Below are 24089 nucleotides of genomic sequence, written 5' to 3' on the forward strand. Positions count from 1 at the left end.
CGTGGGAATGCGGCTCTGGACGCTCTGCGTCCGCTTTTGCAGTCGTGACGCAGTGCGTCACAGGATGCATTCCCACGCGGAGCGCGGGAACGAGAGGTCTTCATGACACAACTGCTGATCATCGGCGCCGGCATCCTCGGCCTGTCCCACGCCTACGCTGCGGCCAAGCGCGGCCTCAAGGTCAAGGTCTTCGAGCGCAGCGCCACGCCGCTGGGTGCCTCGGTGCGCAACTTCGGCCAGGCACTGGTCACCGGCCAACCGCCGGGGCCGATGCTTGACCTGGCCCGGGAAAGCCGTGCTATCTGGGGGCAATGGGCTGAGCGGGCAGGTCTGCAGCTCAAGCGTAACGGCTCTTACCTGTTCGCCCGCACCGAAGCGGAGGAGCATCTGCTGGAAGCCTTTTGCGCTGGCCGCGCTGCAGAGCACGGCTACAACGTCGAGCTGTTGCAAGGCGCCGCCATGAAGGATCTGTACGGCGGCCAGTTCCGTCATCACCGTGCCGCGCTGCATGGCAAGGACGATCAGCAGCTGTATTCGCGTGAAGCGATCCCGGCGCTGATCAGCTACCTGGCGCAAGAGCTGAACGTGGAGTTCTATTTCTCCACGCTGGTGCGCGACGTCGAGCCGGGCCAAGTGCACACCACGGCGGGCAGCTTTCGCGGTGAGCAGATCATCGTTTGCTCCGGCCACGACTACCAGACCCTGCTGGCCGAATCGATCGCCGAACTCAACCCGAGCATCTGCAGGCTGCAAATGTTGCGTGCGCGCCCGGCGGTCAACCTGAACCTGCAACACGCGCTGCTCACCGGCCTTAGTTGCGTGCACTACGGTGCCTTCGCCGACCTGCCGGAAGCCGCGCCGGTGCAGGCCCAGATCCTGCGCGAAACGCCGCACCTGCACGAACACGGCATTCATTTGCTGATCAGTCCGACGCCGCATGGCGAGCTGATCATCGGTGACTCCCACCACTACGGCAGCGACGCCTCGCCGTTCAATGCCGAGCAGGTGGATGACTGGATGATCGAGTTGGCAGGGCAGACGCTGGGGTGCAAGATCCAGGTGGTCGAGCGCTGGCAGGGCGTCTACGGTGCTCGTGGGCCGGGGCCGTTTTCCTTCCTGCGCGCGGCGCCGGGCGTGAGTGCGGCGCTGATGCACACCGGCGTGGGCATGAGCGTGGGGCCGGCGCTGGCCGAGCGAAATATCACCACACTGTGGGGAGAGGCGTGATGAACCCGGAACAGGCGATAGCCGACGTCTTCGGCTTGTACGAACAGCACGGCACGGCGGATTACATTGGCGAGCCGGTGTCGCAGATCGAGCACATGTCCCAGGCGGCGCAGTTGGCCATGGCCGAAGGCTTTGACGATGAAGTGGTGTTGGCGGCGTTCTTCCACGATATCGGCCACCTGTGCGGCCAGGGCGCCGAGAACATGGGCGGGTACGGCGTGGTCAGCCACGAGCGGCTGGGGGCGGATTACCTGCGCCGCGCGGGCTTCAGCGAACGCATGGCCCGGTTGGTGGAGTACCACGTGCAGGCCAAGCGTTACCTGACCTTCAGCCAGCCGGACTACTACGCGCGCTTGAGCGAAGCCAGCCGGCGCACCCTGGGTTACCAGGGCGGGGTCATGACAGCCGAGGAGGCCCGGGCCTTCGAGCAGGATCCGCTGTGCCAGGTCAGCCTGCGCCTGCGCCACTGGGACGAGCAGGCCAAGGAAATGCACATGCCGGTGCTCGACCTCGACGTGCTCAAGGCCAAGGCTCGGCAGCTGCTGGCGGCTTAAGTCTCGTCGAGACGCTGGGCCAGGGCCTCGATTTGTTCCTGGCGCTCGGCCTGGCTGAGTTTGGCGTGCGGGTTGAGGGATGACCATTGTGGATGGGCGCGAGCCTTGTGCAGCGCATCCGGCAACTTGCCTTCGCGCCAGGTCTTGTCCTGGGGCGTATCGACTTTGATGCTGTGCATCGCCGCATGGCCGCGCAGGTTAAGGGCCTTGAGCAATTGGCGTTGGCGCAGGGCCAGCAGGCGCAGCACGCTGTCGTCGACTGTCAGCTCGCGCTGGCCCTTGATCTTGCCGAGCAGGCGGCTGCCATAGCTGCGCGCGGTCTGCAGCGCGCCGCCAGCAATGGCACCGGCGATGGCGGCGGCGCCGAGGGTCAGGCCGCCGACCAGCAGGTCCACGCCGGCACCCGCGGCCGCGCCTGCCGCAATCCCGCCGCCGACGCGCACGCCGAGCTGCTTGAGGGTTTCCGGGTTGAACAGGTCATCGCCCCAGCGGCCGTCCAGCAGCGGCAAATCACTGGCGGCGGCGTCCTGTGGGCGAAAGCCGAACAGCTTGAGCAACGCCTCGACGCACTTTTGCTCACGCTGGCGTACGGCTTTGCGCAATTCCACGATGGCCTGCTGTTCGTCTTCGGTGACCACGCTGCGTCGACACGCGGCACAGTCGATCAACAGCTCGGCAATCAATCGCGCGGCGCTTTGCTGGCGGGCCTGGCGTTGGGCTTGCTGGTCAAGAATCAACCGCTCCAGTTGCGGACGGGCGTTTTCCAATAGCAGGGCGAGGCTTTCATACAGGCGCCGCTCGCCGTCTTCCGGCGGCGCGACGCTGTCGAACCGTACCAGCGCATGCAGGCCGAGGCGCGCCAGGGCTTCACGCCAGTCCGGCTCGCGGTGGTCACTGCTGCTGACGAAGTTGAGTACCGGCAGCAACGGCTTGCCGCAGCTGGCCAGCACTTGCAGCTCGTCGCGGTACTTGGCCAACACCGGCTCGCGGGCGTCGATCACATACAGGCCGGCGTCCGAGGCCAGCAGTTGGCGCAGCACCTTGGCCTCCTGTTCGAAGCGCTGGCGGGCTTCGCTGCCCTCCAGGAAGCGCGCCAGGCGTGCCGGGCCGTCGAGGCGTTCGCCGGGGCGATCCAGGCGCTCCAGGTAGTCGAGCAGGGCAATGGCGTCTTCCAGGCCGGGCGTGTCGTACAGCTCCAGCAAGGCTTCGCCGTCCACCGACAAGCGCGCACCCTCCACATGCCGCGTGGTGCTGGGGCGATGGGAGACTTCGCCGAAGCCGACATCCCGGGTGAGGGTGCGCAGCAAGGAGGTCTTGCCGACATTGGTGTGGCCGACCACGGCGAGTTTCAGCGGTTTAGTCATGACCGGTCTCCAGCCAGTTCAGCGGCGCGCAGTCGGCGAAGGGCAGCTCGAGTTGGTGCAGCGCGGCATGCCAATCACCCAGGCGCTCTGCGTCCAGCGCCTGGCCAGGCGGGGCCTGCAGCAGCCATACACGGGTGGCGGTGGCGCTGCGCGCAAGTTCGGCGATCAGCGCCAGGCTGCCACGGTCGGGCGAGCGGCGTGGGTCGCAGGCGATGGCCAGGCGTGCCGGCGGGAAGCGGCTGAGCTGCTCCAGCAGTTTGTTGCGCGATTCGCGGCTGTCGAGGATGCCGGCGTTCTTCACGCGGGCCGGCAGTTTCGGCGGCCAGGGGTGCTGGTCATCCAGCTCGATGGCCACCAGCAACGCGCCGTCGCTTTCCAGTTCACTGACGCCGCCGGTGGCGTGATGCAATTGTTCGGGCGCAGCGTCGTTGACCCCAAGCCGTTCACTGCTCGGCATCAGGCGTTCGCGCAGTTGGCTGTAGCCGGGCAGGTTGAGGTCCAGGCGCAGCGCGGCGCGCCCGCGTTTCCAGCGCCACAGGCACAGCAGGGCGAGGATCAGCCGGGGCAGCAGGCCATAGACCAGCAGCACGCCCACCAGCCAGGCGGCCCAGGCCTGGCGAGCGCTTTCGATATTCAGCGCGGCATCGCCGCTGGCGCGGATCATCTCGATGCTCGGGACATTGAAGCCGAGCAGGGCGGGCAGGGTGCCGAGGGCCTGGGTCACGGCAACAAAGGTGTCGGCACCAAGGATGGTGGTTTCCCACACAAAGCCGTAGCGGCGGGTGGCGAGTAGCGTAAGAAGAATCACCAGGGCACTGAGCAACGCCAACAGCCACAGGCTGTTGACCAGCACACCCACGGCCCAGCGATTGAGCTTTTGCCGTTGCAGCAACAGCAGCAATGCCGGCGCCAGTTGGGCGGCCTTGGCATCACGCGCGAGTTTTTCGCTGAGCCACAACCACAGGCGGCCGAGGCTGGCGCTGTGTTCGCCGGCAAACAGCAGGCCCAGCGCCCAGCTCAGCAGCAGGATCAGGTTCAAGCCGAGCAGGCTGCCGAGCGCCCAGAACACATTCACCGGGGTCAGGCCGTTGCCCAATGCAGCAAAGGCCAGCCCGGCGCCGCTGATCACCGCGACGATGGCCAGCAGCACCAGCGCCAGGCGCGCGCCTTGCAGCCAGCGGGTGAGGGCGGCCGTGAGCCCATCGCGCTCGGCCAGGTGCAAGGCACGCTGCTGGATGCGTGTCGGCAGGTCGCCACCGGCGGTGCGGGCCAGGCGATTGGCTTCCAGGTCTTCCAGGGGGCCGGCGTGTTCTTCCCGCAGGCGCACGGTTTCTGTCAGCCAGAGTTTTTGCAGGGGGTTCAGTGCAGTCACGCGCCGTCCTGTTGAGCAAGTGAGGTTGGAGCATAACCGCTGGCTCGCACCTCTGGTATTCTCGTCGCCATGAAAAAAACTCTCCCTTTAAGCCTGATCGCAGCCCTCGGTGAAAACCGCGTGATCGGCGTCGACAACAGCATGCCCTGGCATTTGCCGGGGGATTTCAAATATTTCAAGGCCACCACGCTCGGCAAGCCGATCATCATGGGGCGCAAGACCTGGGACTCCCTGGGCCGACCGCTGCCTGGGCGCTTGAACCTTGTGGTTAGCCGTCAGACCGGCCTGGCGCTGGAAGGTGCGGAAGTTTTTCCGTCACTGGACGCGGCGGTAGAGCGCGCTGAGGAATGGGCCAAGGCACAAGGCGTGGACGAACTGATGCTGATCGGTGGCGCGCAGTTGTATACGCAGGGGCTGGAGCAGGCGGATCGCCTGTATTTGACGCGAGTGGCGCTGAGCCCGGAAGGGGATGCTTGGTTTCCGCAGTTTGATACGAAGCAGTGGAAGCTGGTGTCGAATGTCGAGAATGCGGCTGAGGGAGATAAGCCGGCGTATAACTTCGAGGTTTGGGAAAAAGCCTAAGAGCTTCGCGAGCAAGCCCGCTCCCACATTTGACCGAGTTCTAACATGAGAATGTGGTCAAAATGTGGGAGCGGGCTTGCTCGCGAATGCGGTCTATCAGGCCTGCGCCAACTCCGCATGCTCATCCGCGTTCAACAACGCTTTATCCGTCTGCCCCATGACCTGGCTGGTGATGGCGCCGGCCGTCATCGAGCCATTCACGTTCAGCGCCGTACGGCCCATGTCGATCAGTGGCTCCACGGAAATCAGCAGCGCCACCAGTGACACCGGCAAGCCCATCGCGGGCAGCACGATCAGCGCGGCAAAGGTTGCACCGCCACCCACGCCGGCAACGCCGGCCGAACTCAGGGTCACAATTGCTACCAACGTCGCGATCCACAGCGGGTCCAGCGGGTTGATGCCCACGGTCGGCGCGACCATCACCGCCAACATCGCCGGGTAGAGGCCGGCGCAGCCGTTCTGGCCGATGGTCGCGCCGAACGAGGCGGCGAAGCCGGCGATGGATTGCGGGATGCCCAGGCGACGGGTCTGCGCTTCAATGCTCAGCGGGATCGACGCCGCGCTGGAGCGGCTGGTGAAGGCAAAGGTCAGCACCGGCCACACCTTGCGGAAGAAACGCAGCGGGTTGATCCCGGCCAGCGACAACAGCAGGCCGTGCACCACAAACATCAGGCCCAAGGCCAGGTACGAGACCACGACAAAACTGCCGAGCTTGATGATGTCCTGCAGGTTGGAACCGGCGACCACTTTGGTCATCAGCGCCAATACGCCGTATGGCGTCAGCTTCATCACCAGGCGCACCAGGCGCATCACCCAGGCTTGCAGGGTGTCGATGGCGTTGAGCACTTTCTGGCCTTTTTCCACGTCATCCTTGAGCAGCTGCAGTGCGGCAACCCCAAGGAAAGCAGCGAAAATCACCACGCTGATGATCGAGGTCGGCTTCGCTCGGGCCAGGTCGGCAAACGGGTTGGCCGGCACGAACGACAGCAGCAGTTGCGGGATATTCAGGTCGGCGACCTTGCCGGCGTAATCACTCTGGATCACCTGCAGGCGCGCCATTTCCTGGGTGCCGGCCACCAGGCCTTCGGCGGTGAGGCCGAACAGGTTGGTCAGGCCGATGCCGATCAGCGCCGCAATCGCGGTGGTAAACAGCAGTGTGCCGATGGTCAGGAAGCTGATCTTGCCCAGTGACGAGGCATTGTGCAGGCGCGCCACGGCGCTGAGGATCGAGGCGAACACCAACGGGATCACGATCATTTGCAGCAGTTGCACGTAGCCGTTGCCGACCAGGTCGAACCAGCCGATGGAGGCTTTGAGCACCGGGTTGCCGTCGCCGTAGATCGTGTGCAAGACAGTGCCGAACACCACGCCGAGTACGAGCGCAACCAGCACCTTCTTGGCGAGGCTCCAGTTGGTGCGACGAGTTTGTGCCAGGCCCAGCAGCAGGGCCACGAACACCAGTAAGTTGAGAATCAGGGGCAGATTCATTGAAGCTCCGTTGAGAAGGCAGCCAATCGCGTGAGCCTGCGATTGCGAACCGGAAAGCCTAACAGCTTGAAATATATTGATTTAATACCGATATGGAATGGTGACTGTCGTTTTTGGAATAAGCATCTGGCGCGCATGCACACGCCTTTGGCGCAATCACGACGCAAGCGGTCGCGCTCGGGCGGTAACTGTCACAGGGATTTGTTAGCGTCGATGTTTTTAACTCAGGGAGAAAACGCATATGAAGCTCGCTTCGAGATTGTTTGCCGCCGCGCTGTGTCTGGGCCTTGCCGGACAAACCATGGCCGCCACCGAGTTGAAACACTGGCCGGCACCGGCCGCCGAGCAACTGAACAAAATGATCGCCGCCAACGCCAACAAGGGTAATTACGCGGTGTTCGACATGGACAACACCAGCTACCGCTACGACCTCGAAGAATCCCTGCTGCCCTACATGGAAAACAAGGGCCTGATCACCCGCGACAGCCTTGATCCGTCGCTCAAGCTTATGCCGTTCAAAGACACCGCCGACCATAAGGAAAGTCTGTTCAGTTACTACTATCGCCTCTGCGAAGTGGACGACATGGTCTGCTACCCGTGGGTTGCCCAGGTGTTCTCCGGTTTCACCCTCAAGGAGCTCAAGGTGCAGGTCGATGAGCTGATGGCCTCCGGCAAGCCCGTGCCGGTCAGCTATTTTGAAGGCGACGTGGTGAAGCAATCTGAGGTGCAGCCGCCGAAAGTCTTCACCGGCCAGGCCGAGCTGTACAACAAGCTGATGGAAAACGGCATCGAGGTGTATGTGATGACCGCCGCGTCGGAAGAGCTGGTGCGCATGGTCGCCGCCGATCCGAAGTACGGCTACAACGTCAAGCCGGAGAATGTGATCGGCGTAAGCACCTTGCTCAAGGACCGCAAGACCGGCGAGCTGACCACCGCGCGCAAGCAGATTGCCGCCGGCAAATATGACGAGAAGGCCAACCTCGGCCTGGAGCTGACCCCGTACCTGTGGACCCCGGCCACCTGGATGGCCGGCAAGCACGCAGCCATCCTCACCTACATCGACGAATGGAAAAAACCGGTGATCGTCGGCGGCGACACGCCGACCAGCGATGGCTACATGCTGTTCCACGATGTGGACGTGGCCAAGGGCGGCATCCATCTGTGGATCAACCGCAAGGACAAATACATGACCCAACTCAACGGCATGATCGCCAAGCATGCGGCGGCGCAGGCCAAGGAAGGGTTGCCGGTGACGGCGGACAAGAACTGGGTGATCGTCAAGCCTGAGGAAATCCAGTAACACCGAGGCGCGCCCATCGCAGGCAAGCCAGCTCCCACATGAACCGAGTTCGTTCAGGCTCAGCCTGCCCCTGTGGGAGCCCGGCTTGCCGGCGATGGCGTCAACGAGATCAATGCAGGACTCAAGGCCGCAATCGCAGACAGCCAGCTCCCACAGTTGATCTTCAGTGTTTTGGAGCGTTGTTCCAGGCAAAAAAATGCCCCGCACTTGGCGGGGCATTTTTTATGCGCGAGGCTTACAGGCCGTCGAGCATCGCTTTGTTACGCACAGCACCCTTGTCGGCACTGGTGGCCAGCAGGGCATAGGCCTTCAACGCAGTGGTGACTTTGCGCGGACGCTTCTCGACCGGCTTCCAACCTTTCTTGTCTTGCTCAACGCGGCGTGCCGCCAGCTCTTCATCGCTGATCAACAGGTTGATCGAGCGGTTCGGAATGTCGATCAACACCTTGTCGCCGTCCTGCACCAGGCCAATCGCGCCACCGGCAGCGGCTTCAGGCGAAGCGTGGCCAATGGACAGGCCGGAAGTACCGCCGGAGAAACGTCCGTCGGTCAGCAAGGCGCAGGCTTTGCCCAGGCCCTTGGATTTCAGGTAGGAGGTCGGGTAGAGCATTTCCTGCATGCCTGGGCCGCCTTTCGGGCCTTCGTAGCGGATGATCACGATGTCGCCGGCCTTCACTTCGTCGGCGAGGATGCCGCGCACGGCACTGTCCTGGCTTTCGAAGATCTTCGCGTTGCCTTCGAACACATGGATCGACTCATCCACGCCGGCGGTTTTCACCACGCAGCCATCCAGTGCGATGTTGCCGTACAGCACGGCCAGGCCGCCTTCTTGGGAGTAGGCGTGTTCGACACTGCGGATGCAGCCGTTTTCACGGTCGTCATCCAGGGTGTCCCAACGGGTCGACTGGCTGAACGCAGTCTGGGTCGGGATGCCAGCCGGGCCAGCCTTGAAGAAGGTGTGCACGGCTTCGTCGTCAGTCTGGGTGATGTCCCACTTGGCGATGCCTTCGGCGATGGACGCGCTGTGCACGGTCGGCAGGTCGGTGTGCAGCAGGCCGCCACGGGCCAGCGAGCCGAGGATCGAGAAGATCCCGCCGGCACGGTGCACATCTTCCATGTGGTACTTCTGGATGTTCGGCGCGACCTTGCACAGTTGCGGCACGTGACGGGACAGGCGGTCGATGTCGCGCAGGTCGAAATCGATCTCGGCTTCCTGGGCCGCGGCCAGCAAGTGCAGGATGGTGTTGGTGGAACCGCCCATGGCGATGTCCAGGGTCATGGCGTTTTCGAACGCCTTGAAGTTGGCGATGTTGCGCGGCAACACCGACTCGTCATTCTCGCCGTAGTAGCGCTTGCACAGTTCGACGATGGTGCGGCCGGCCTGCAGGAACAGCTGCTCACGGTCGCTGTGGGTGGCCAGTGTCGAGCCGTTGCCCGGCAAGGCCAGGCCCAGGGCTTCGACCAGGCAGTTCATCGAGTTGGCGGTGAACATGCCGGAGCACGAACCGCACGTCGGGCAGGCGCTGCGCTCGTATTCCGCGACCTTCTCGTCAGAAGCGCTGGAATCGGCGGCGATGACCATGGCGTCGACCAGGTCGAGGCCGTGGGAGGCCAGTTTGGTCTTGCCGGCTTCCATCGGGCCGCCGGAGACGAAGATCACCGGGATGTTCAGGCGCAGGGCGGCCATCAGCATGCCAGGGGTGATCTTGTCGCAGTTCGAGATGCACACGATGGCGTCGGCGCAATGGGCGTTGACCATGTACTCCACGGAGTCGGCGATGATCTCGCGGCTCGGCAGCGAGTACAGCATGCCGTCATGGCCCATGGCGATGCCGTCATCCACGGCGATGGTGTTGAATTCTTTCGCTACACCGCCGGCACGTTCGATCTCGCGGGCGACCAGTTGGCCCAGGTCCTTGAGGTGGACGTGGCCCGGTACGAACTGGGTGAACGAGTTGGCAATCGCGATGATCGGCTTCTTGAAGTCGTCATCTTTCATCCCCGTGGCGCGCCACAGTGCGCGCGCGCCGGCCATGTTGCGGCCATGGGTGGATGTTTTCGAGCGGTAATCTGGCATGGAGCACTCCGGGCGGCTAATCAGGTAACTACTACTGGGGAGTGAGCTTCTATTGACGTCTGGAACACTCAGAAAATGGCCGTGTGTCCGGAAGTTGCCACTCGCGTCGCGGGATCGCCGCGTGCTTGGGCCTCGAGCTCATAAACCCGCCGGGGGATGACTGGCGATGAATACGCCCGATTCTACACCGCTGGCGGCTGGAGGGAATGGCCGTCTACCCGTAGGAGCGAGCTTGCTCGCGAAAAACGTCAACGATAACGCAGCACCAACAGATAGCTCGCGCCACCTTTGAGTTTTCGCGAGCAAAGACTAGGCACCCTCGCTCCGGGGGAAAGGGTCAGCGGACTACGCGTGCGTTCGTCAGCCAACCCCACAGGCTGGAAACGATGAAGCTGACGGCAATCGTCATCAACAAATTATGGCCGGTTTGCGCCAGAGCGGCACTGCTGATGGCGGCTGTCAGGAACATGATGCTGTTACCCGCCGATGCCGCCGTGCCTGCACTGCTGGAAAACAGCAGCATCGCCGCCGAAATCGCAGCGGGCCGCACAAGGGTGACACCCAGCGCGCTGATCAACATCGGAATCAGCAGGCTCACCGTGGTGATGGCTTCAAAGCTGACGATCAGGGTCAGCAGTACGCCGGCGGCGAGCAGCAGCCCCAGGCCGATATTGATTTGCCGGGACAGTGAAATGCGCTTTTGCAGGTATGAGGCTGCTACGCCGCCAAGCAGATAGGCCACGCCGTACACCATCAGTACCATCGCGTACTGGTATTCGGAGAGCTTCAGCACATCCATGAAAATCAGCGGTGTCACGCTGATCAAGGCGAAGTAACAGGCGAATACCAGTGCGGCAATCCACCAGTAGCGCAGGAAGTCGCGATTGCGGGCGACAGCCTTTAGCGTGCCGAGGATGGACACTGGCGCACGATGTGGGCTGGCGGATTTGGAAGGCAGGATGCAGAACGCATGGATCAGCATGCCCGCGGCCATCACCGCAAAACCATAGAAGCTGCCCTGCCAGTCGAAGGTGGTCTGCAGCCAGGAGCCGATCAGCGGTGACAGCGCGACAAAAGAGCCGCTGAGCGTCATGTAGTACAGGCGCACACGGGCGCGGTCCTGTTCCTCGAACAGGTCTTCCACCAAGGCATGGCCCAACACAAAGAAACCGCAACCCATGGCCTGGACGCTGCGAAACAACAAGAAGGTCAGATAGTCTGTCGCCAGTGCACAACCGATCGCTCCCAGGATCGACAATGTGATGCAGCCGAGCAGGACTTCCTTGCGCCCCCATTTATCCGAGAGCGGGCCAGTGATCAGTTGGGAGATGGAAAAGACCAGGGTGAACAGGCTGATGGACAGCGCCACATCGGCGGTGGGTGTATCGAACCTTTCAGCCAAGGCGGGAAAGGAGGGCAGCAGGATGTTGATCGGGAAGAAGCTGATAAGTGAGATGCAAGTGATGAGGATGAAGCGTGAGAGTTGGTGGCGTTTTATCTCGCTGCCGAGTAAGGGCGAGCAGGAAGACTCAGACATTGTTTTTATTTCCGATGAGGTGCCAAAAACCGATATTAGCCTTGGGTGGCGAGAATTCAATCAATAAAGGTGGAGTCATTCTCTTTCAAAGGCATGTTGTAAAAGGCTGCATCGCCAAGGCCTCAATCAGTCCTCAAAAGCTTTTCGAATTCATCGCTGAAAACCTGACCGTCGCTGTAACCGGCGCCTACGAAAAGAACCAACTGCTCTTTAAAGTCCTGTATGCCAAGGGCTTTCTCGATCTTGGTGTCGTTGAGAGCGGAAGAAATCCAAGTGTTAAGCCCCATGGCGGTTGAAATGAGCTGAGCCGTTTGTGAGATGTGTCCGGCTTCTATCAGGGCAACTCGGTAGGCTCTGGAGTGTGGGTACTTCCACCACAGTTTGTCGAATCGTGATGTAATGAAAATACCAAAGGGAAGGTTATCGATGAAATGCTGGCCGTTAAGGTAGTTTCCGAGAGGCTCTTGTATTCGACGAATCAGCCTGAGTGCGTGTAACTCCGGGTGGTAATAATAAAATCCGGGATTTACGCCTCTTATGTTGTGCGCATACACATAACCTTCGCTGGAGCTTAATCCACCACCTGATGGGCTGCTTCGTCTAGCGCGGAAAGAGGGGGGCGTTAAATGTGAGGTGTCTTGCAGGCGTTCTTTTAAGTGCCCTAGAGACAGGTAGAGCAGCGTGCTTAGGTCTTCTAAAGAAACGCTTTTATTTAAATAGGTGCGGCAGGTTTTTCGCTTAATTAACGTGTGTTGCAGTAACGGGTATGTTCTGAGAGATTCGTTTGGTGAGGGTTGCGGTAGACTGATAAAGTCTTCTGATTGGAGATGGGCGAACCGATTCGAATCAGGAGGACTCGTGCGCATTACGCCCTGGCAGTGGGCCAAATAATGAACTGCCCAACTGACGCTGTCTGTAGGCTGATCAGCGTCTGATAGGTCTTTTGTGCCGATGTGGAATATCCTCGACAAGTCATCCCATCCCCACTGGTTATCTAACGTTGGCGCACTTTGTTGAATGATTGCATGGTGAGTGAACGTCGAGTCGATCTCAAACTCGGGATTATAAAGCGAAAGGTCGTATATTAGCTCTAGCAGTCGCTGCGAGTGTGCACGATCTAATTCAAATTGCTCATGAGTTTTGTAGTTCCAGATAATCAGATGTTGTGATTTGGTTAAGAAAAATAAGTTGGGATTTATTTGCATTGTTTTTTTTCCGTTCTTAGGGCTGGGTTGGCGTACAACCCAGCTTGTCATCAACGACTTATTTAGGCATTCCGATCAATGCGAATGCTGCCAGTGCTTTTGACTCAAGAACGATTGCGTTCATATCAGCTCTCCATTTCATTAAGTTAAATGGCTGTCACACAAATTGATCGTGACGGAAACTAGGCTAGGCGCTGGCTTTAGATTTATCTAGTCAGGAGGCGTAGGAGGGTTCTGATGGCGTTGTAGTATGTTTTTGCTGTAACGATGAAGCTATATGTGGTTTTTGACTTTGTACAAGAAATGAAAAAGTTTGCTTTTATTTGAAGGGGCGGCTTTGTGAATTGATGCTGCCCGGAGCCAGCCGGGCAGCATCGCGGGGAAAACTTAGCTATTCGGCAACAACCGGCACGTAATGCTCTTGATATACCGCGTCTCGGCAATCGCCGGGTGCACCGGGTGGTCCGGGCCTTGGCCGCCGCGTTCGAGCATCTGGATATTGCGGTCCAGGTGACGGGCGCTGGTCAGCAGGATGTTTTGCAGGTCGTCTTCGGGCAAGTGCATCGAGCACGACGCGCTGACCAGGATGCCGTCCTTGCTGAGCAGGCGCATGGCTTGCTCGTTCAGGCGGCGGTAGGCGCCTTCGCCGTTTTTCATGTCTTTCTTGCGTTTGATGAAGGCCGGCGGGTCGGCGACGATCACGTCGAAGCGTTCTTCGCTGGCTTTGAGCTCCTTGAGGGCCTCGAACACGTCGCCTTCGATGCAGGTCATCTTCTCGGCGAAGCCGTTCAGCGCGGCGTTGCGCTCCACACCATCAAGGGCGAAGGCCGAGGCGTCGACGCAGAACACCTCACTGGCGCCGAAAGCCGCAGCCTGCACGCCCCAGCCGCCGATGTAGCTGTACAGGTCGAGCACGCGCTTGCCTTTGGCGTACGGGGCCAGGCGTGCGCGGTTCATGCGGTGGTCGTAGAACCAGCCGGTCTTCTGGCCCTGGATCACCGGGGCTTCGAATTTCACGCCGTTTTCTTCCAGCGCAACCCATTCCGGCACCAGGCCGAACACGGTTTCGACGTAGCGGTTGAGGCCTTCGGCGTCGCGCGCGGCGGAATCGTTCTTGAACAGGATGCCACTCGGCTTGAGCACTTGGGTCAGGGCGGCGATCACGTCTTCTTTATGCGCTTCCATGGTCGCCGAAGCGATCTGCACCACCAGGATGTCGCCGAAACGGTCGACCACCAGGCCTGGCAGCAGGTCGGAATCGCCGTAGACCAGGCGGTAGAACGGCTTGTCGAACAGGCGATCACGCAGGGACAGCGCGACGTTCAGGCGATGCACCAGCAGCGACTTGTCCAATGGCAGCTTGATGTCGCGCGACAGCAGGCGAGCGCAGATCAGGTTGTTCGGGCTCATGGCCACGATGCCCAGGGTCTTGCCGCCGGCCGCTTCGAGGATGGCCTGGTCGCCCGCCTGGAAGCCGTGAAGTGGGGTGGCGGCCACGTCGATTTCGTTGCTGTAGACCCACAGGTGGCCGTTGCGCAAACGACGATCGGCGTTGGCTTTGAGACGCAGGCTTGGCAGGGACATGACGTCGCTCCGGAAAAAAGAGCGGGAGTATACCGTGTTGTGCATGAGTTCGCGGCGCCGCCGGACATGTGGGAGCGGGCTTGCTCGCGAAAACGGTGGATCAGCCACTGTATTCGGCGACTGACACCGAGCTTTCGCGAGCAAGCCCGCTCCCACATTTTGATCCGGTTTCAGTTCGGCATTTGGGTGTCGGTCAAGTCTTCATAAGGGTTAGAATCCCCGCCTAGCCCAGAGTATGTACTTATGTCCCAAGAGCTTTCCGCCGAACAGATCCAACAGGCCCTGCAAGGCATCAGCGTGCCGCCCCAGCCGCAAATCATGGTGGATTTGCAGATGGAGCAATACATGCCCGACCCGGACCTGGAAGTGATCGCGCGATTGATCTCCCAGGACCCGGGCCTGTCCGGTGCGTTGCTGAAAATCGTAAACTCGCCGTATTACGGCCTGAGCAACAAGATCGCCTCGATCCAGCGCGCGGTGAACCTGCTGGGCAGCCGTTCGATCATCAACCTGATCAACGCGCAGTCGATCAAGGGCGAGATGAGCGATGACACCATCGTCACCCTCAACCGCTTCTGGGACACCGCCCAGGATGTGGCGATGACCTGCCTGACACTCGCCAAGCGCACCGGCTCGCAAGCCGTCGACGAGGCGTATGCGCTGGGCCTGTTCCACGATTGCGGCGTGCCGCTGATGCTCAAGCGCTTCCCCAACTACATGGCGGTGCTGGAAGAGGCCTATGGCAATGCCGGCCCCGACTGCCGTGTGGTCGACACCGAGAACAACGCGTTCAACACCAACCACGCGGTGGTCGGCTACTACACCGCCAAGTCCTGGCGCCTGCCGGAACATGTAACCGACGCCATCGCCAACCACCACAACGCCCTGGCGATTTTCAGCGATGAGTCGTCGCGCAACTCTCAGCTGAAAAACCTGCTGGCGATCCTGAAAATGGCCGAGCACATCTGTTCGTCGTACCGGGTGCTGGGCAACCAGGCGGTCGATCATGAATGGAATGCGATCGGGCATATGGTGCTGGACTACGTGGGCCTGTCGGACTACGACTTCGAGAGCATGAAGTTGTCGATCCGCGAACTGGGCGCGCACTGACCCTTCCTTCAAGAGGTACACATGCCCGAGTTACCAGAAGTCGAAACCACCCGGCGCGGGATTGCGCCGCACCTGGAAGGCCAGCGGGTCAGTCGCGTGGTAGTGCGCGAGCGACGCCTGCGCTGGCCGATCCCGGAAGACCTGGATGTGCGCCTGTCCGGGCAGCGCATCGTGCTGGTGGAACGGCGGGCCAAGTACCTGTTGATCAACGCCGAAGTCGGCACCTTGATCAGCCACCTGGGTATGTCGGGCAACTTGCGGCTGGTGGAAGTCGGCATGCCGGCAGCCAAGCATGAGCATGTGGACATCGAGCTGGAATCGGGTATGGCCCTGCGCTACACCGACCCCCGGCGCTTTGGCGCGATGCTCTGGAGCCAGGACCCGCACAACCATGAACTGCTGATTCGCCTGGGGCCGGAGCCGTTGACCGACCTGTTTGATGGTGAGCGCTTGTTCCAACTGTCCCGCGGCAAGTCGATGGCAGTGAAGCCATTCATCATGGACAACGCGGTGGTGGTGGGGGTGGGCAATATCTACGCGACCGAGGCGCTGTTTGCGGCGGGGATCGATCCGCGTCGCGCGGCTGGAGGCATTTCACGGGCGCGTTATTTGAAGCTGGCGATCGAGATCAAGCGCGTACTGGCCGCCGCTATTGAGCGGGGTGGCACGACGCTGCGGGACTTTATCGGTGGCGACGGGCAGCCGGGCTATTTCCAGCAGGAGCTGTTCGTCTACGGCCGCGGGGGCGAGGCGTGCAAGGTCTGTGGGACCGAGCTGCGCAATGTCGTGCTGGGGCAGCGGGCGAGTGTGTTTTGCCCCAAGTGCCAGAGCTGATTGCCAGGTGATGGCTGTTGCCGCCTTCGCGAGCAAGCCTGCTCTCCCATTCGACCGCATTCTCATTTTGGAACTTGGTCAACTGTGGGAGCGGGCTTGCTCGCGAAGAGGCCCTTACAGTCACTAAAGAATCTCAGGCCTTGCCGGTAATCAACCGGTACTTGGCCATCAACTGCTCTTCCGTTTCCGGATGGGCTTCATCCAGCGGAATGCAATCCACCGGGCACACTTGCTGGCACTGAGGCTCGTCGTAGTGGCCGACGCACTGGGTGCACAGGTTCGGGTCGATCACGTAGATCTCTTCGCCCTGGGAAATCGCAGCGTTCGGGCACTCGGGTTCGCAGACGTCGCAGTTGATGCAATCGTCGGTGATGATCAGGGACATGGAAACTCCTGCCAGGGCTGTCAGCCAAGGCATCTGAAAACTAATGCGCGCAATTGTGCCGCATTGGCGCCCGCAGTGCGAGTGCACATGACCTGCGGCCAACTGGCATGCTGACCTGTAGCGAGCGGGCTTGCCCCGCGTTGGGCTGCGAAGCGGCCTTGAAACAGGCGGCTGTGCGCTGGCTGAAACTACGCGGTGGCTTTATTCGGGCCGCTTCGCAGCCCAACGCGGGGCAAGCCCGCTCGCCACAATAAGCCCGCTTACAGAAATTACTTCTTGAAACGCAGTGTCAGCGCATCGGCCACGGCCGGGTGCACGAACTTGGTGATATCTCCGCCCAAAGCGGCAATTTCACGGACCAACGTCGAGGAAATGAACGAATAACGCTCCGACGGCGTGAGGAACAGGCTTTCCACGTCCGGTGCCAGTTGGCGATTCATGTTGGCCAGCTGGAATTCGTATTCGAAGTCCGACACTGCACGCAGGCCACGCAGGAACACATTGGCGTTCTGCTCTTTGGCGAAGTGCGCCAGCAATGTGGAAAAGCCCACCACTTCCACGTTGGGCAGGTGCTTGGTGACCTCACGCGCCAGCTCCACGCGCTGTTCCAGGGGAAACAGCGGGTTTTTCTTGGGGCTGGCCGCGACCGCGATGATCACATGGTCGAACAAGCGTGAGGCACGTTCGACCAGATCGCCATGGCCTTTGGTAATCGGGTCGAAGGTACCTGGGTACAACACTCGGTTCATCGCGTCGTCCTGGCGGAGTCCGTTGGGGAACCGGATGGTATCGCAGCCGTCCCGGTCGGCCAAGTCAACTTATGCAGAAGAAAGCACTATAGACATGGCGAATAGCGTGTTTTTTCACGCTGTTTTCAGACGTTCGGCCAAGGCTGTCGCCAGTTGCGCGGTCAATCCATACACCGACAATTGCGGGTTGGCCCCAATGCTGGTGGGGAACAACGAGCCATCGTGGATCGACAGATTGCGCAATTGGTGATGACGGCCAAGGCTGTCGGCCACCGCATTTTTCGGGTCTTCACCCATGGCACAACCGCCCATCACATGGGCGCTGCCCAGGCAGGTGCGGTGCAGTTCCAGGTTCAGCCCTTCGATCAGCGTGCGGGCTTCGGCCAAGCTCGTCACGTAGCGCGCATCGTGGTGCAGCGGCTTGACCGACTTGGCTCCCGCCGCGAACTGGATCTCGGCCATGCTGTGAAAGGCGCGACGCAGGCCGTCCCAGGCGTACGCCGATACCTGATAGTCGAGCACTGGGGTGCCATCGCCGCGCAACTCCACGCTGCCGCCCGGGCTGTCGGGGTGGAAACCGTCGCGCAGCAGGGCCAGCATCGCGTGGGTGTTGGGCAATTGCTTCATGTCCAAGGCGTTCTGCGTGCCGTAGCCGCCGAGCAGGGTGCTGGCGAGTGCCGGGTGCAGCGGCGGCGCCTCAAGCTTGTAGGACATTTTGCCGGTGGTGCCGTCCTGCCATTGAAAATGGTCGGAGTAGATTGACTGCGGCGCGCCGTAGAACGGGTTGATCACCTCCTCGAACAGCCCGGCGGAGAAATTCACCAGATGCAGGAAGGTACGCTTGCCCAGCCGCGAATGCGGGTCCGGGGCATCCGAGCGCATCAGCAGGGCAGGGCTGTTGATGCCGCCGCCGGCCAGCACGTAATGCTTGGCCTTGACCGTGATTTTGCGGCCGGTCGGTGCCACGCAGCGTTCATCCATCGCCACGCATTCCAGGCTGCTGATGTGGTCGCCGCTGTAGAGCAGGCGTTCGGCGCGAGCCAGATACAGCAGTTCGCCGCCTTTCTCCAGCGTCGAGGGGATGGTGGTTACCAGCATCGACTGCTTGGCGTTGACCGGGCAGCCCATGCCGCAATAGCCCAGGTTGAAGCAGCCGCGCACGTTGCGGGGGATCACATGCCAGCTGTAGCCGAGCTTCTCGCAGCCTTTGCGGATCACGTCATTGTTGGCATTGGGTGGCATGGCCCAAGGGGCGATCCCCAGGCGTTGCTCCATTTTTTCGAACCAGGGCGCCATTTCGGCACTGCTGTGGCCCTTCACCGCATATTCGCTGGCCCAGTGTGAAAGTGTCGCGTCCGGCGTACGAAAGCTGGAGGTCCAGTTGATCAGCGTGGTCCCGCCCACCGCGCGGCCCTGCAGGATGGTGATCGCGCCATCTTTGCTCATGCGGCCGATGCCTTCCTGGTACAGGCTGGTGTAGGCCTCGTCCTCGAGCAGCTTGAAGTCGCTGCTGGTCTTGAGTGGGCCTTCTTCGATCAGCAACACCTTGTAGCCGGCGGCGCTGAGGATCTCGGCGGTGGTGCCACCACCGGCACCGCTGCCGATGATCGCTACGTCGGCCTCCAGGGTCAGGTCGTTGTCGAGGGCGGCGCCATTGTGGGTTTTCCAGCCACGGGCCAGGCCGTCGCGGAACAGATCGGGTACGGGCATAGACAGGCACTCTTATTGTTATACGAAGTTGCAGTCAGTGTGGGAGCTGGCTTGCCTGCGAAAGCGGCCTGCCTGCGGGTACAGCTCCCACGTTGGAGCGGGTTATCAGGCAGGGCTAGACCTTGGGCGGGCCCGGATAGCCGCAATGCGCCCAGGACTGCGGGCGGAAGTACCACGACATGATTACCAGCTTGAGCAGCGAGCCCTGGCCCATGCGCAGCAGGTTGAGATAGCTGTTTTCCCAGCGGTGCAGGAAGTTGCGGATCTGCTCCGCGCTGGCGTTTTCCCAGCTGCCCCAGATGCCGGTCAATGGGCCACGGGTGATGCCCATGCCCAATACGTCGAACAGTTGCTGAGTGAGCTTGAACATTTCCGGCGACAGGTGCTGCAGGCTGTAGTCGAGCTTCTTCAGGGTGTCTTCAATCCCGGCGACCACCTCTTGGGCGCTCGCCGCGCCTTCGAGCAACACCGGGATTACCGCGCGCAAAAACGGCAGGTCACTGCTGCGCAGCATGGCAAAGCCGCTGGCCGGGGTGCTGCTGGAGCAGCCGCTGAGGCTGGCGCCGAGCCCGGCCGTGGCCAGGAAAGCACTGGCGCACAAGCCGATTTTCAATACGCCGCGCCGCGACAGCGCGGGTGAATCAGTCAGGCTAGGGTTCATTGTTATTGTTATCCCGAGAGTGGCGGAATCAGCGAACGAACAGCTTCTGGATCAACTTCTGGATGGCTTTGCCGTACGGCGGGTAGATCAACTTGGCCGCATTGAGGCGCTGTTTCACCAGCACGCCCTTGGCTTTGCTGAACGTGAGAAAACCTTCGTGGCCGTGGTAGTGGCCCATGCCCGAGGGGCCGATGCCGCCAAAGGGCATGTCATCCTGGGCCACGTGCAGCAGGGTGTCGTTCAGGCACACGCCGCCGGAATGAGTCTCGTGAAGTACGCGATTCTGCTCGCCCTTGTTGTAGCCGAAGTAATACAGGGCCAGTGGGCGAGGCCTTTCGTTGATGTAGGCAAACGCCTGGTCGAGGCCTCGATACGGCACGATCGGCAGCACCGGGCCGAAGATCTCGTCCTGCATCACGGTCATGTCATCGCTGACATTCAGCAACAGGCTGTGGGCCATGCGCCGGGCCTGGCCCTGGTCGTACAAGGGGACCAGCGTGGCGCCCTTGTCGGTGGCGTCCTTGACGTAGGCATTCAGCCGGGCCAGTTGCCGCTCATTGATGATGGCGGTGTAGTCCGGGTTATCGGTTAGCGTCGGATAAAACCCGCGGACGGCCTTGCTGTAAGCCTCGACGAAACCCTCAACGCGATCTTCCGGCACCAGCACGTAGTCTGGCGCCACACAGGTTTGCCCGGCATTCAAGGCCTTGCCGAAGGCGATTCGTTCGGCGGCATCCTTGAGTGGCACATCGGCAGACACGATGGCCGGCGACTTGCCGCCCAATTCCAGGGTCACCGGCGTGAGGTGTTCGGCCGCGGCGCGCATCACATGCTTGCCGATGCTGGTGGCGCCGGTAAACAGCAGGTGATCGAAACGCAGCTTGGAAAACGCCATGCCCACTTCGGCTTCGCCGAGCACTACGCACACCAGGTCCTCGGGGAAAATCTTCGCCAGCAGCGCCTTGAGCAACTCGCCGGTGGCGGGTGTGGACTCGCTGAGCTTGAGCATCACCCGGTTTCCGGCGGCCAACGCCCCGACCAGGGGGCCAATGGCCAGGTACAGCGGGTAGTTCCAGGGCACGATCACCCCGACCACGCCCAGCGGTTGGTAGATCACCTTGGCTGAAGCCGGCTGGAAGGCAATGCCTACAGCGCGACGGGAAGGTTTCATCCAGCCCTTGAGGTGTTTGCTGGCGTAGTGAATGCCATGCAGGCTGGGCATCAATTCGGCGAACAGGGTTTCGTCTGCACTGCGGTGGCTGAAGTCCTGGCTGATCGCGTCGATCAACGCCTGGCGTTCGTCGCTGAGCACATCACACAGAGCCTTGAGCCATTGCTGGCGCTGCGCTGCCGGCGGCATCGGGTTGGCGGCATAGGCACGGCGTTGCGCGTCGAACAGGTCCTGGAGATGATCCAGCGCCTGGGAATCTTGCAGATAGGCAATGTTGGCAGACATGGCGCAGTTCCCGATTGTTATAGGTCTGCGTGGATTTTTAGAGTCATTGCTCTAAATTGTCAAATAACATTGCAGCAACATGCAGATTTATCCTGGCAAGGATAGGCCGTAAGATGCCCCATCACGTGTTTAGAAGCTGATCCCCTATGGCACCACGAGTAAAGACCAGCGAGCGCATTGTGCAAACCAGCCTGGAGCTTTTTAACCAGCAGGGCGAGCGCAGTGTGAGCACCAATCATATTGCCGCCCATATGGAAATTTCGCCGGGCAACCTGTACTACCACTTCCCCAACAAGCAGGCGATCATCGCCGTGTTGTTTCGTGAGTACGAAGCGTTGGTGGACAGTTTTCTGCGCCCGCCCCAAGGCCGCGCCGTGACCGTCGAAGATAAGCGCTTTTACCTGCAGGCCGTGCTGGCCGGCATGTGGCGCTACCGCTTCCTGCACCGCGACCTCGAGCACTTGCTGGAAAGCGACCCGGAACTGGCGACTGGCTACCGACGGTTTTCCCAGCGCTGCCTGATCCAGGGCAATGCCATTTACCAGGGGTTTGTCGATGCCGGCATCCTCAACATGGACCCGGTGCAGACCGAGGCCCTGACCCTCAATGCGTGGATCATCCTCACCTCGTGGGTGCGGTTCTTGTGCACCACCAATGAAAACTCCGCCCATTTGAGCGCCGAAGCCATCAAGCGCGGGGTCTACCAAGTGCTGGTGCTGGAGGCCGGGTTCGTCACGCCCCAGGCGAAAGACGCGGTGGATGCCCTGTTCAAAGAGTTTTACGTGCCGTTGAATCAGGCACTGGAAGAAGTGAAGTAGGACCTTTCCCGAATCTGTTCACAGGAGTCCGTCATGCCGCTTGCCCAACTGATCAGCCCCCAGCAATTGGCCGAGCGCCAGAAGTCGACCGGGCTAGTGATCCTGGATTGCCGTTTTGCCTTGGAAGACCCGGACTACGGGCTGTGCAGCTATGCCGAAGGGCATATTGAGGGTGCGCAGTACGCCGACCTCGAGCGCCATCTCAGCGGCCCGGTGACCAAGGGCGTGACCGGTCGTCACCCGTTGCCGGTGGCGGACACCTTTGCCCGGCAATTGCGCGCGTGGGGTATTAACGCCGACACCGATGTCGTGCTGTATGACGACGGCCCCGGCGCCTTTGCTGCCCGCGCCTGGTGGTTGCTGGCCTGGCTGGGCAAACGTGACGGCGTGTTTATCCTGGACGGCGGCCTCAAGGCCTGGCACGCCGCCGGTTTCCCGCTGAGCCTGGACGCGCCGGTGGTCGAGCCGGGTACCTTCGCCGGGACGCCGGACAACCGCCTGGTGCTGGATGCCGAACACCTGCAAAAACGCCTGGGCCAACCGGGCCTGACCTTGATCGATGCCCGCGCCCAGCCACGTTTTCGCGGTGACGTGGAACCCATCGACCCGATCGCCGGGCATATCCCCGGCGCGCAGTGTGCGGCGTTCACCGAAAACCTTGGCAGTGATGGCCGTTTCCTGCCAGCCGACCAGCTCAAGCAACGTTTCGCCGCTCAATTGCAGGGGCGTTCACCGGAGGAGTTGGTGGCGTATTGCGGTTCAGGGGTGACGGCGTGCCACAACCTGTTCGCCCTTAGCCTGGCGGGTTACCCGTTGGGCAAGTTGTATGCGGGGTCGTGGAGTGAGTGGATTACCGATCCGCAGCGTGAAATTGCTACGGGCGACTGAGTCGGTTGCGGTGTGAGCAGCATCGAGTGTGGGAGTTGGCTTACCTGCGATGAGGGCGTGTCAGCGAGCGGATAATCGGCTGACACACTGCTATCGCAGGCAAGCCAGCTTCTCCATGTTCAGCCGTGCTGTGCCAGTAGCCACTGAGGGATTCGGCGTTCGAGGTAATAACCCGGGCGCTTCAGCGAGCCGTCGACGAACCCCACATGCCCACCCTTTGCCGTCAGCTCAAACTCGGTGCACTCCGATAACTCGCTGGCCTCGGGCAGGCTATGGGCGAATACAAACGGATCATCGGCGGCCTGGATGATCAGCGTCGGGGTGCGGATCGATCCTAAGTAGTAGCGGCTCGACGCGCGGCGGTAGTAGTCCTCGGCACTCAGGAAGCCGTGCAGTGGCGCGGTGACCCGCCCATCGAAGTCCCAGAACGTGCGCATCTTCTCCAGTGAGCCGAGGGCTTCCAGGGTTTTCAGCCCGTCTGCCCGGCCATCCTGTAAAAAACGGCTTTGCTTGACGCGGATATACGCGAGCATTTCACGCATGAAGTGCTTTTGATAAACCCGCGAGAAACCCAGCCCGATCCGGTCCGCGCACTGGTCCAGCCGAAACGGCACCGACACCGCCGCCGCGCCTTGCAAGCCGGAGGCTTCGCCGGTTTCGCCCAAGTGTTTGAGCAGCACATTGCCCCCCAGCGAATAACCCACGGCATACAACGGCGCCAACGGCCGTTTCGCGCGCAGGTGGGCAATCGCCGCGGCCAGATCCTCGCTGGCGCCCGAGTGATAGCTGCGTGCCAACAGGTTTGGCTCGCCGGAACAGCCGCGCCAGTTCAAGGCGGCACTGGCCCAGCCTTGAGCCGCGAGGACTTTTTGCAGGCCGGCCACATAGGGGGAATTGGATGAGCCGGTCAGCCCATGCAGCACCAGCACCAATGGCGCCTGTGCGTCATGCGGGCCATGCCAGTCGAGGTCCAGAAAATCGCCGTCTTCCAGCCACAGGCGTTCGCGCTGGCGTTCGATATGGGTAGTGGGGCGCCATAGCGGCCCCCACAGGGTTTGCAGGTGAGGGTTGCCGAGGCCGAAGGCGGGGGTGAACAGTTCGGAGGACGGTGTCATGAAACTCTCAGTCTGTGGCGAGCGGGCTTGCACCCGCGTCGGGGTGCGAAGCGGCCCCAAAGCCGCGACGGTG

Annotated in this window: 21 protein-coding genes; 8 read left to right on the forward strand and 13 right to left on the reverse strand. The window is 61.4% G+C overall.

The features are described from left to right. Window positions 1-102: 102 nt before the first annotated feature. Both C9990_RS01490 and C9990_RS01495 read left to right on the forward strand, forming a co-directional pair. On the forward strand, window positions 103-1227 hold the full coding sequence (locus C9990_RS01490) for a TIGR03364 family FAD-dependent oxidoreductase (RefSeq protein ID WP_106802368.1): 1125 nt from the start codon (window positions 103-105) through the stop codon (window positions 1225-1227). Then, on the forward strand, window positions 1227-1781 hold the full coding sequence (locus tag C9990_RS01495; protein WP_106802369.1) for a phosphonate degradation HD-domain oxygenase: 555 nt from the start codon (window positions 1227-1229) through the stop codon (window positions 1779-1781). The genes C9990_RS01490 and C9990_RS01495 overlap by 1 nt, the downstream gene beginning before the upstream one ends. On the opposite strand, the gene C9990_RS01500 is transcribed toward C9990_RS01495, so the two are convergent. Both C9990_RS01500 and C9990_RS01505 read right to left on the reverse strand, forming a co-directional pair. Further along, entirely contained in the window at window positions 1778-3145 is a 1368-nt protein-coding gene (locus C9990_RS01500) for a DUF3482 domain-containing protein (RefSeq protein ID WP_106802370.1), read from the reverse strand. The genes C9990_RS01495 and C9990_RS01500 overlap by 4 nt on opposite strands. Beyond that, window positions 3138-4517: a DUF2868 domain-containing protein gene (locus C9990_RS01505; RefSeq protein WP_106802371.1), complete on the reverse strand. Its 1380-nt coding sequence runs from the start codon at window positions 4515-4517 to the stop codon at window positions 3138-3140. Before C9990_RS01505 ends, C9990_RS01500 begins: the two co-directional genes overlap by 8 nt. A gap of 69 nt (window positions 4518-4586) precedes the next feature. Between C9990_RS01505 and C9990_RS01510 the strand changes: the two genes are divergently transcribed. Then, on the forward strand, window positions 4587-5099 hold the full coding sequence (locus C9990_RS01510) for a dihydrofolate reductase (RefSeq protein ID WP_106802372.1): 513 nt from the start codon (window positions 4587-4589) through the stop codon (window positions 5097-5099). 96 nt (window positions 5100-5195) lie between these two features. Here the strand turns inward: C9990_RS01510 and C9990_RS01515 are convergent, their stop codons facing one another. Next, complete coding sequence (locus tag C9990_RS01515) at window positions 5196-6587, reverse strand: L-cystine transporter (RefSeq protein ID WP_106802373.1); 1392 nt, start codon at window positions 6585-6587, stop codon at window positions 5196-5198. 241 nt (window positions 6588-6828) lie between these two features. On the opposite strand from C9990_RS01515, the gene C9990_RS01520 reads away from it, so the two are divergent. Next, window positions 6829-7887: a phosphorylcholine phosphatase gene (locus C9990_RS01520; RefSeq protein WP_065902203.1), complete on the forward strand. Its 1059-nt coding sequence runs from the start codon at window positions 6829-6831 to the stop codon at window positions 7885-7887. Between the two features lie 235 nt (window positions 7888-8122). Here C9990_RS01520 and ilvD read toward each other — a convergent pair whose 3' ends face one another. From ilvD to C9990_RS01540, 4 genes are all read right to left on the reverse strand, one after another. Beyond that, complete coding sequence (ilvD, locus tag C9990_RS01525) at window positions 8123-9964, reverse strand: dihydroxy-acid dehydratase (RefSeq protein WP_065902201.1); 1842 nt, start codon at window positions 9962-9964, stop codon at window positions 8123-8125. 337 nt (window positions 9965-10301) lie between these two features. Next, a complete protein-coding gene (locus C9990_RS01530; protein WP_106802374.1) occupies window positions 10302-11501 on the reverse strand; it encodes an MFS transporter in 1200 nt (399 codons plus the stop codon). A 122-nt stretch (window positions 11502-11623) separates the two neighbouring features. Beyond that, window positions 11624-12706, reverse strand: coding sequence for a SagB/ThcOx family dehydrogenase (locus C9990_RS01535; protein WP_106802375.1), 1083 nt, complete (start codon window positions 12704-12706; stop codon window positions 11624-11626). 387 nt (window positions 12707-13093) lie between these two features. Further along, window positions 13094-14290, reverse strand: a complete 1197-nt coding sequence (locus C9990_RS01540) for a class I SAM-dependent rRNA methyltransferase (RefSeq protein WP_003195152.1) — start codon at window positions 14288-14290, stop codon at window positions 13094-13096. 297 nt (window positions 14291-14587) lie between these two features. On the opposite strand from C9990_RS01540, the gene C9990_RS01545 reads away from it, so the two are divergent. Then, window positions 14588-15400 (forward strand): HDOD domain-containing protein, encoded by an 813-nt coding sequence (locus tag C9990_RS01545; protein WP_177343930.1) that lies wholly within the window; start codon window positions 14588-14590, stop codon window positions 15398-15400. Window positions 15401-15421: 21 nt separating this feature from the next. Then, complete coding sequence (gene mutM, locus C9990_RS01550; protein ID WP_065902194.1) at window positions 15422-16234, forward strand: bifunctional DNA-formamidopyrimidine glycosylase/DNA-(apurinic or apyrimidinic site) lyase; 813 nt, start codon at window positions 15422-15424, stop codon at window positions 16232-16234. Window positions 16235-16367: 133 nt separating this feature from the next. On the opposite strand, the gene C9990_RS01555 is transcribed toward mutM, so the two are convergent. From C9990_RS01555 to C9990_RS01575, 5 genes are all read right to left on the reverse strand, one after another. Continuing rightward, on the reverse strand, window positions 16368-16619 hold the full coding sequence (locus C9990_RS01555; RefSeq protein WP_017139475.1) for a YfhL family 4Fe-4S dicluster ferredoxin: 252 nt from the start codon (window positions 16617-16619) through the stop codon (window positions 16368-16370). A 269-nt stretch (window positions 16620-16888) separates the two neighbouring features. Then, entirely contained in the window at window positions 16889-17368 is a 480-nt protein-coding gene (gene coaD, locus C9990_RS01560; RefSeq protein WP_003176711.1) for a pantetheine-phosphate adenylyltransferase, read from the reverse strand. Between the two features lie 114 nt (window positions 17369-17482). After that, window positions 17483-19078 (reverse strand): GMC family oxidoreductase, encoded by a 1596-nt coding sequence (locus C9990_RS01565; RefSeq protein WP_106802376.1) that lies wholly within the window; start codon window positions 19076-19078, stop codon window positions 17483-17485. Between the two features lie 115 nt (window positions 19079-19193). After that, on the reverse strand, window positions 19194-19739 hold the full coding sequence (locus C9990_RS01570; RefSeq protein WP_106802377.1) for a twin-arginine translocation pathway signal protein: 546 nt from the start codon (window positions 19737-19739) through the stop codon (window positions 19194-19196). A gap of 28 nt (window positions 19740-19767) precedes the next feature. Then, window positions 19768-21195 carry a coniferyl aldehyde dehydrogenase gene (locus C9990_RS01575; protein WP_106802378.1) on the reverse strand — a complete coding sequence of 476 codons (1428 nt, stop codon included), beginning with the start codon at window positions 21193-21195 and terminating at the stop codon, window positions 19768-19770. A gap of 146 nt (window positions 21196-21341) precedes the next feature. On the opposite strand from C9990_RS01575, the gene C9990_RS01580 reads away from it, so the two are divergent. Together C9990_RS01580 and C9990_RS01585 are read left to right on the forward strand one after the other, a co-directional pair. Further along, window positions 21342-22013, forward strand: a complete 672-nt coding sequence (locus C9990_RS01580) for a TetR/AcrR family transcriptional regulator (RefSeq protein ID WP_065902184.1) — start codon at window positions 21342-21344, stop codon at window positions 22011-22013. Window positions 22014-22046: 33 nt separating this feature from the next. Further along, complete coding sequence (locus C9990_RS01585; RefSeq protein ID WP_106802379.1) at window positions 22047-22901, forward strand: sulfurtransferase; 855 nt, start codon at window positions 22047-22049, stop codon at window positions 22899-22901. Window positions 22902-23020: 119 nt separating this feature from the next. Here the strand turns inward: C9990_RS01585 and C9990_RS01590 are convergent, their stop codons facing one another. Next, the gene (locus C9990_RS01590) at window positions 23021-24016 is read right to left on the reverse strand and encodes a hydrolase (RefSeq protein ID WP_106802380.1); all 996 of its coding nucleotides are present in this window, start codon (window positions 24014-24016) and stop codon (window positions 23021-23023) included. Window positions 24017-24089 lie beyond the last annotated feature (73 nt).

The sequence above is a fragment of the Pseudomonas sp. S5D5 genome, from assembly GCF_003013355.1.
Taxonomy (GTDB): Bacteria; Pseudomonadota; Gammaproteobacteria; order Pseudomonadales; family Pseudomonadaceae; genus Aquipseudomonas; species Aquipseudomonas aylmerensis.

Excerpts from the sequence above, each read along its gene's own strand:
- C9990_RS01490 (WP_106802368.1), top strand. The coding sequence starts at position 103 with ATGACACAACTGCTGATCATCGGCGCCGGCATCCTCGGCCTGTCCCAC.
- C9990_RS01495 (WP_106802369.1), top strand. The coding sequence starts at position 1,227 with ATGAACCCGGAACAGGCGATAGCCGACGTCTTCGGCTTGTACGAACAG.
- C9990_RS01500 (WP_106802370.1), bottom strand. The coding sequence starts at position 3,145 with ATGACTAAACCGCTGAAACTCGCCGTGGTCGGCCACACCAATGTCGGC.
- C9990_RS01510 (WP_106802372.1), top strand. The coding sequence starts at position 4,587 with ATGAAAAAAACTCTCCCTTTAAGCCTGATCGCAGCCCTCGGTGAAAAC.
- C9990_RS01515 (WP_106802373.1), bottom strand. The coding sequence starts at position 6,587 with ATGAATCTGCCCCTGATTCTCAACTTACTGGTGTTCGTGGCCCTGCTG.
- C9990_RS01520 (WP_065902203.1), top strand. The coding sequence starts at position 6,829 with ATGAAGCTCGCTTCGAGATTGTTTGCCGCCGCGCTGTGTCTGGGCCTT.
- ilvD (WP_065902201.1), bottom strand. The coding sequence starts at position 9,964 with ATGCCAGATTACCGCTCGAAAACATCCACCCATGGCCGCAACATGGCC.
- C9990_RS01530 (WP_106802374.1), bottom strand. The coding sequence starts at position 11,501 with ATGTCTGAGTCTTCCTGCTCGCCCTTACTCGGCAGCGAGATAAAACGC.
- C9990_RS01535 (WP_106802375.1), bottom strand. The coding sequence starts at position 12,706 with ATGCAAATAAATCCCAACTTATTTTTCTTAACCAAATCACAACATCTG.
- C9990_RS01540 (WP_003195152.1), bottom strand. The coding sequence starts at position 14,290 with ATGTCCCTGCCAAGCCTGCGTCTCAAAGCCAACGCCGATCGTCGTTTG.
- mutM (WP_065902194.1), top strand. The coding sequence starts at position 15,422 with ATGCCCGAGTTACCAGAAGTCGAAACCACCCGGCGCGGGATTGCGCCG.
- C9990_RS01555 (WP_017139475.1), bottom strand. The coding sequence starts at position 16,619 with ATGTCCCTGATCATCACCGACGATTGCATCAACTGCGACGTCTGCGAA.
- coaD (WP_003176711.1), bottom strand. The coding sequence starts at position 17,368 with ATGAACCGAGTGTTGTACCCAGGTACCTTCGACCCGATTACCAAAGGC.
- C9990_RS01565 (WP_106802376.1), bottom strand. The coding sequence starts at position 19,078 with ATGCCCGTACCCGATCTGTTCCGCGACGGCCTGGCCCGTGGCTGGAAA.
- C9990_RS01570 (WP_106802377.1), bottom strand. The coding sequence starts at position 19,739 with ATGAACCCTAGCCTGACTGATTCACCCGCGCTGTCGCGGCGCGGCGTA.
- C9990_RS01575 (WP_106802378.1), bottom strand. The coding sequence starts at position 21,195 with ATGTCTGCCAACATTGCCTATCTGCAAGATTCCCAGGCGCTGGATCAT.
- C9990_RS01580 (WP_065902184.1), top strand. The coding sequence starts at position 21,342 with ATGGCACCACGAGTAAAGACCAGCGAGCGCATTGTGCAAACCAGCCTG.
- C9990_RS01585 (WP_106802379.1), top strand. The coding sequence starts at position 22,047 with ATGCCGCTTGCCCAACTGATCAGCCCCCAGCAATTGGCCGAGCGCCAG.
- C9990_RS01590 (WP_106802380.1), bottom strand. The coding sequence starts at position 24,016 with ATGACACCGTCCTCCGAACTGTTCACCCCCGCCTTCGGCCTCGGCAAC.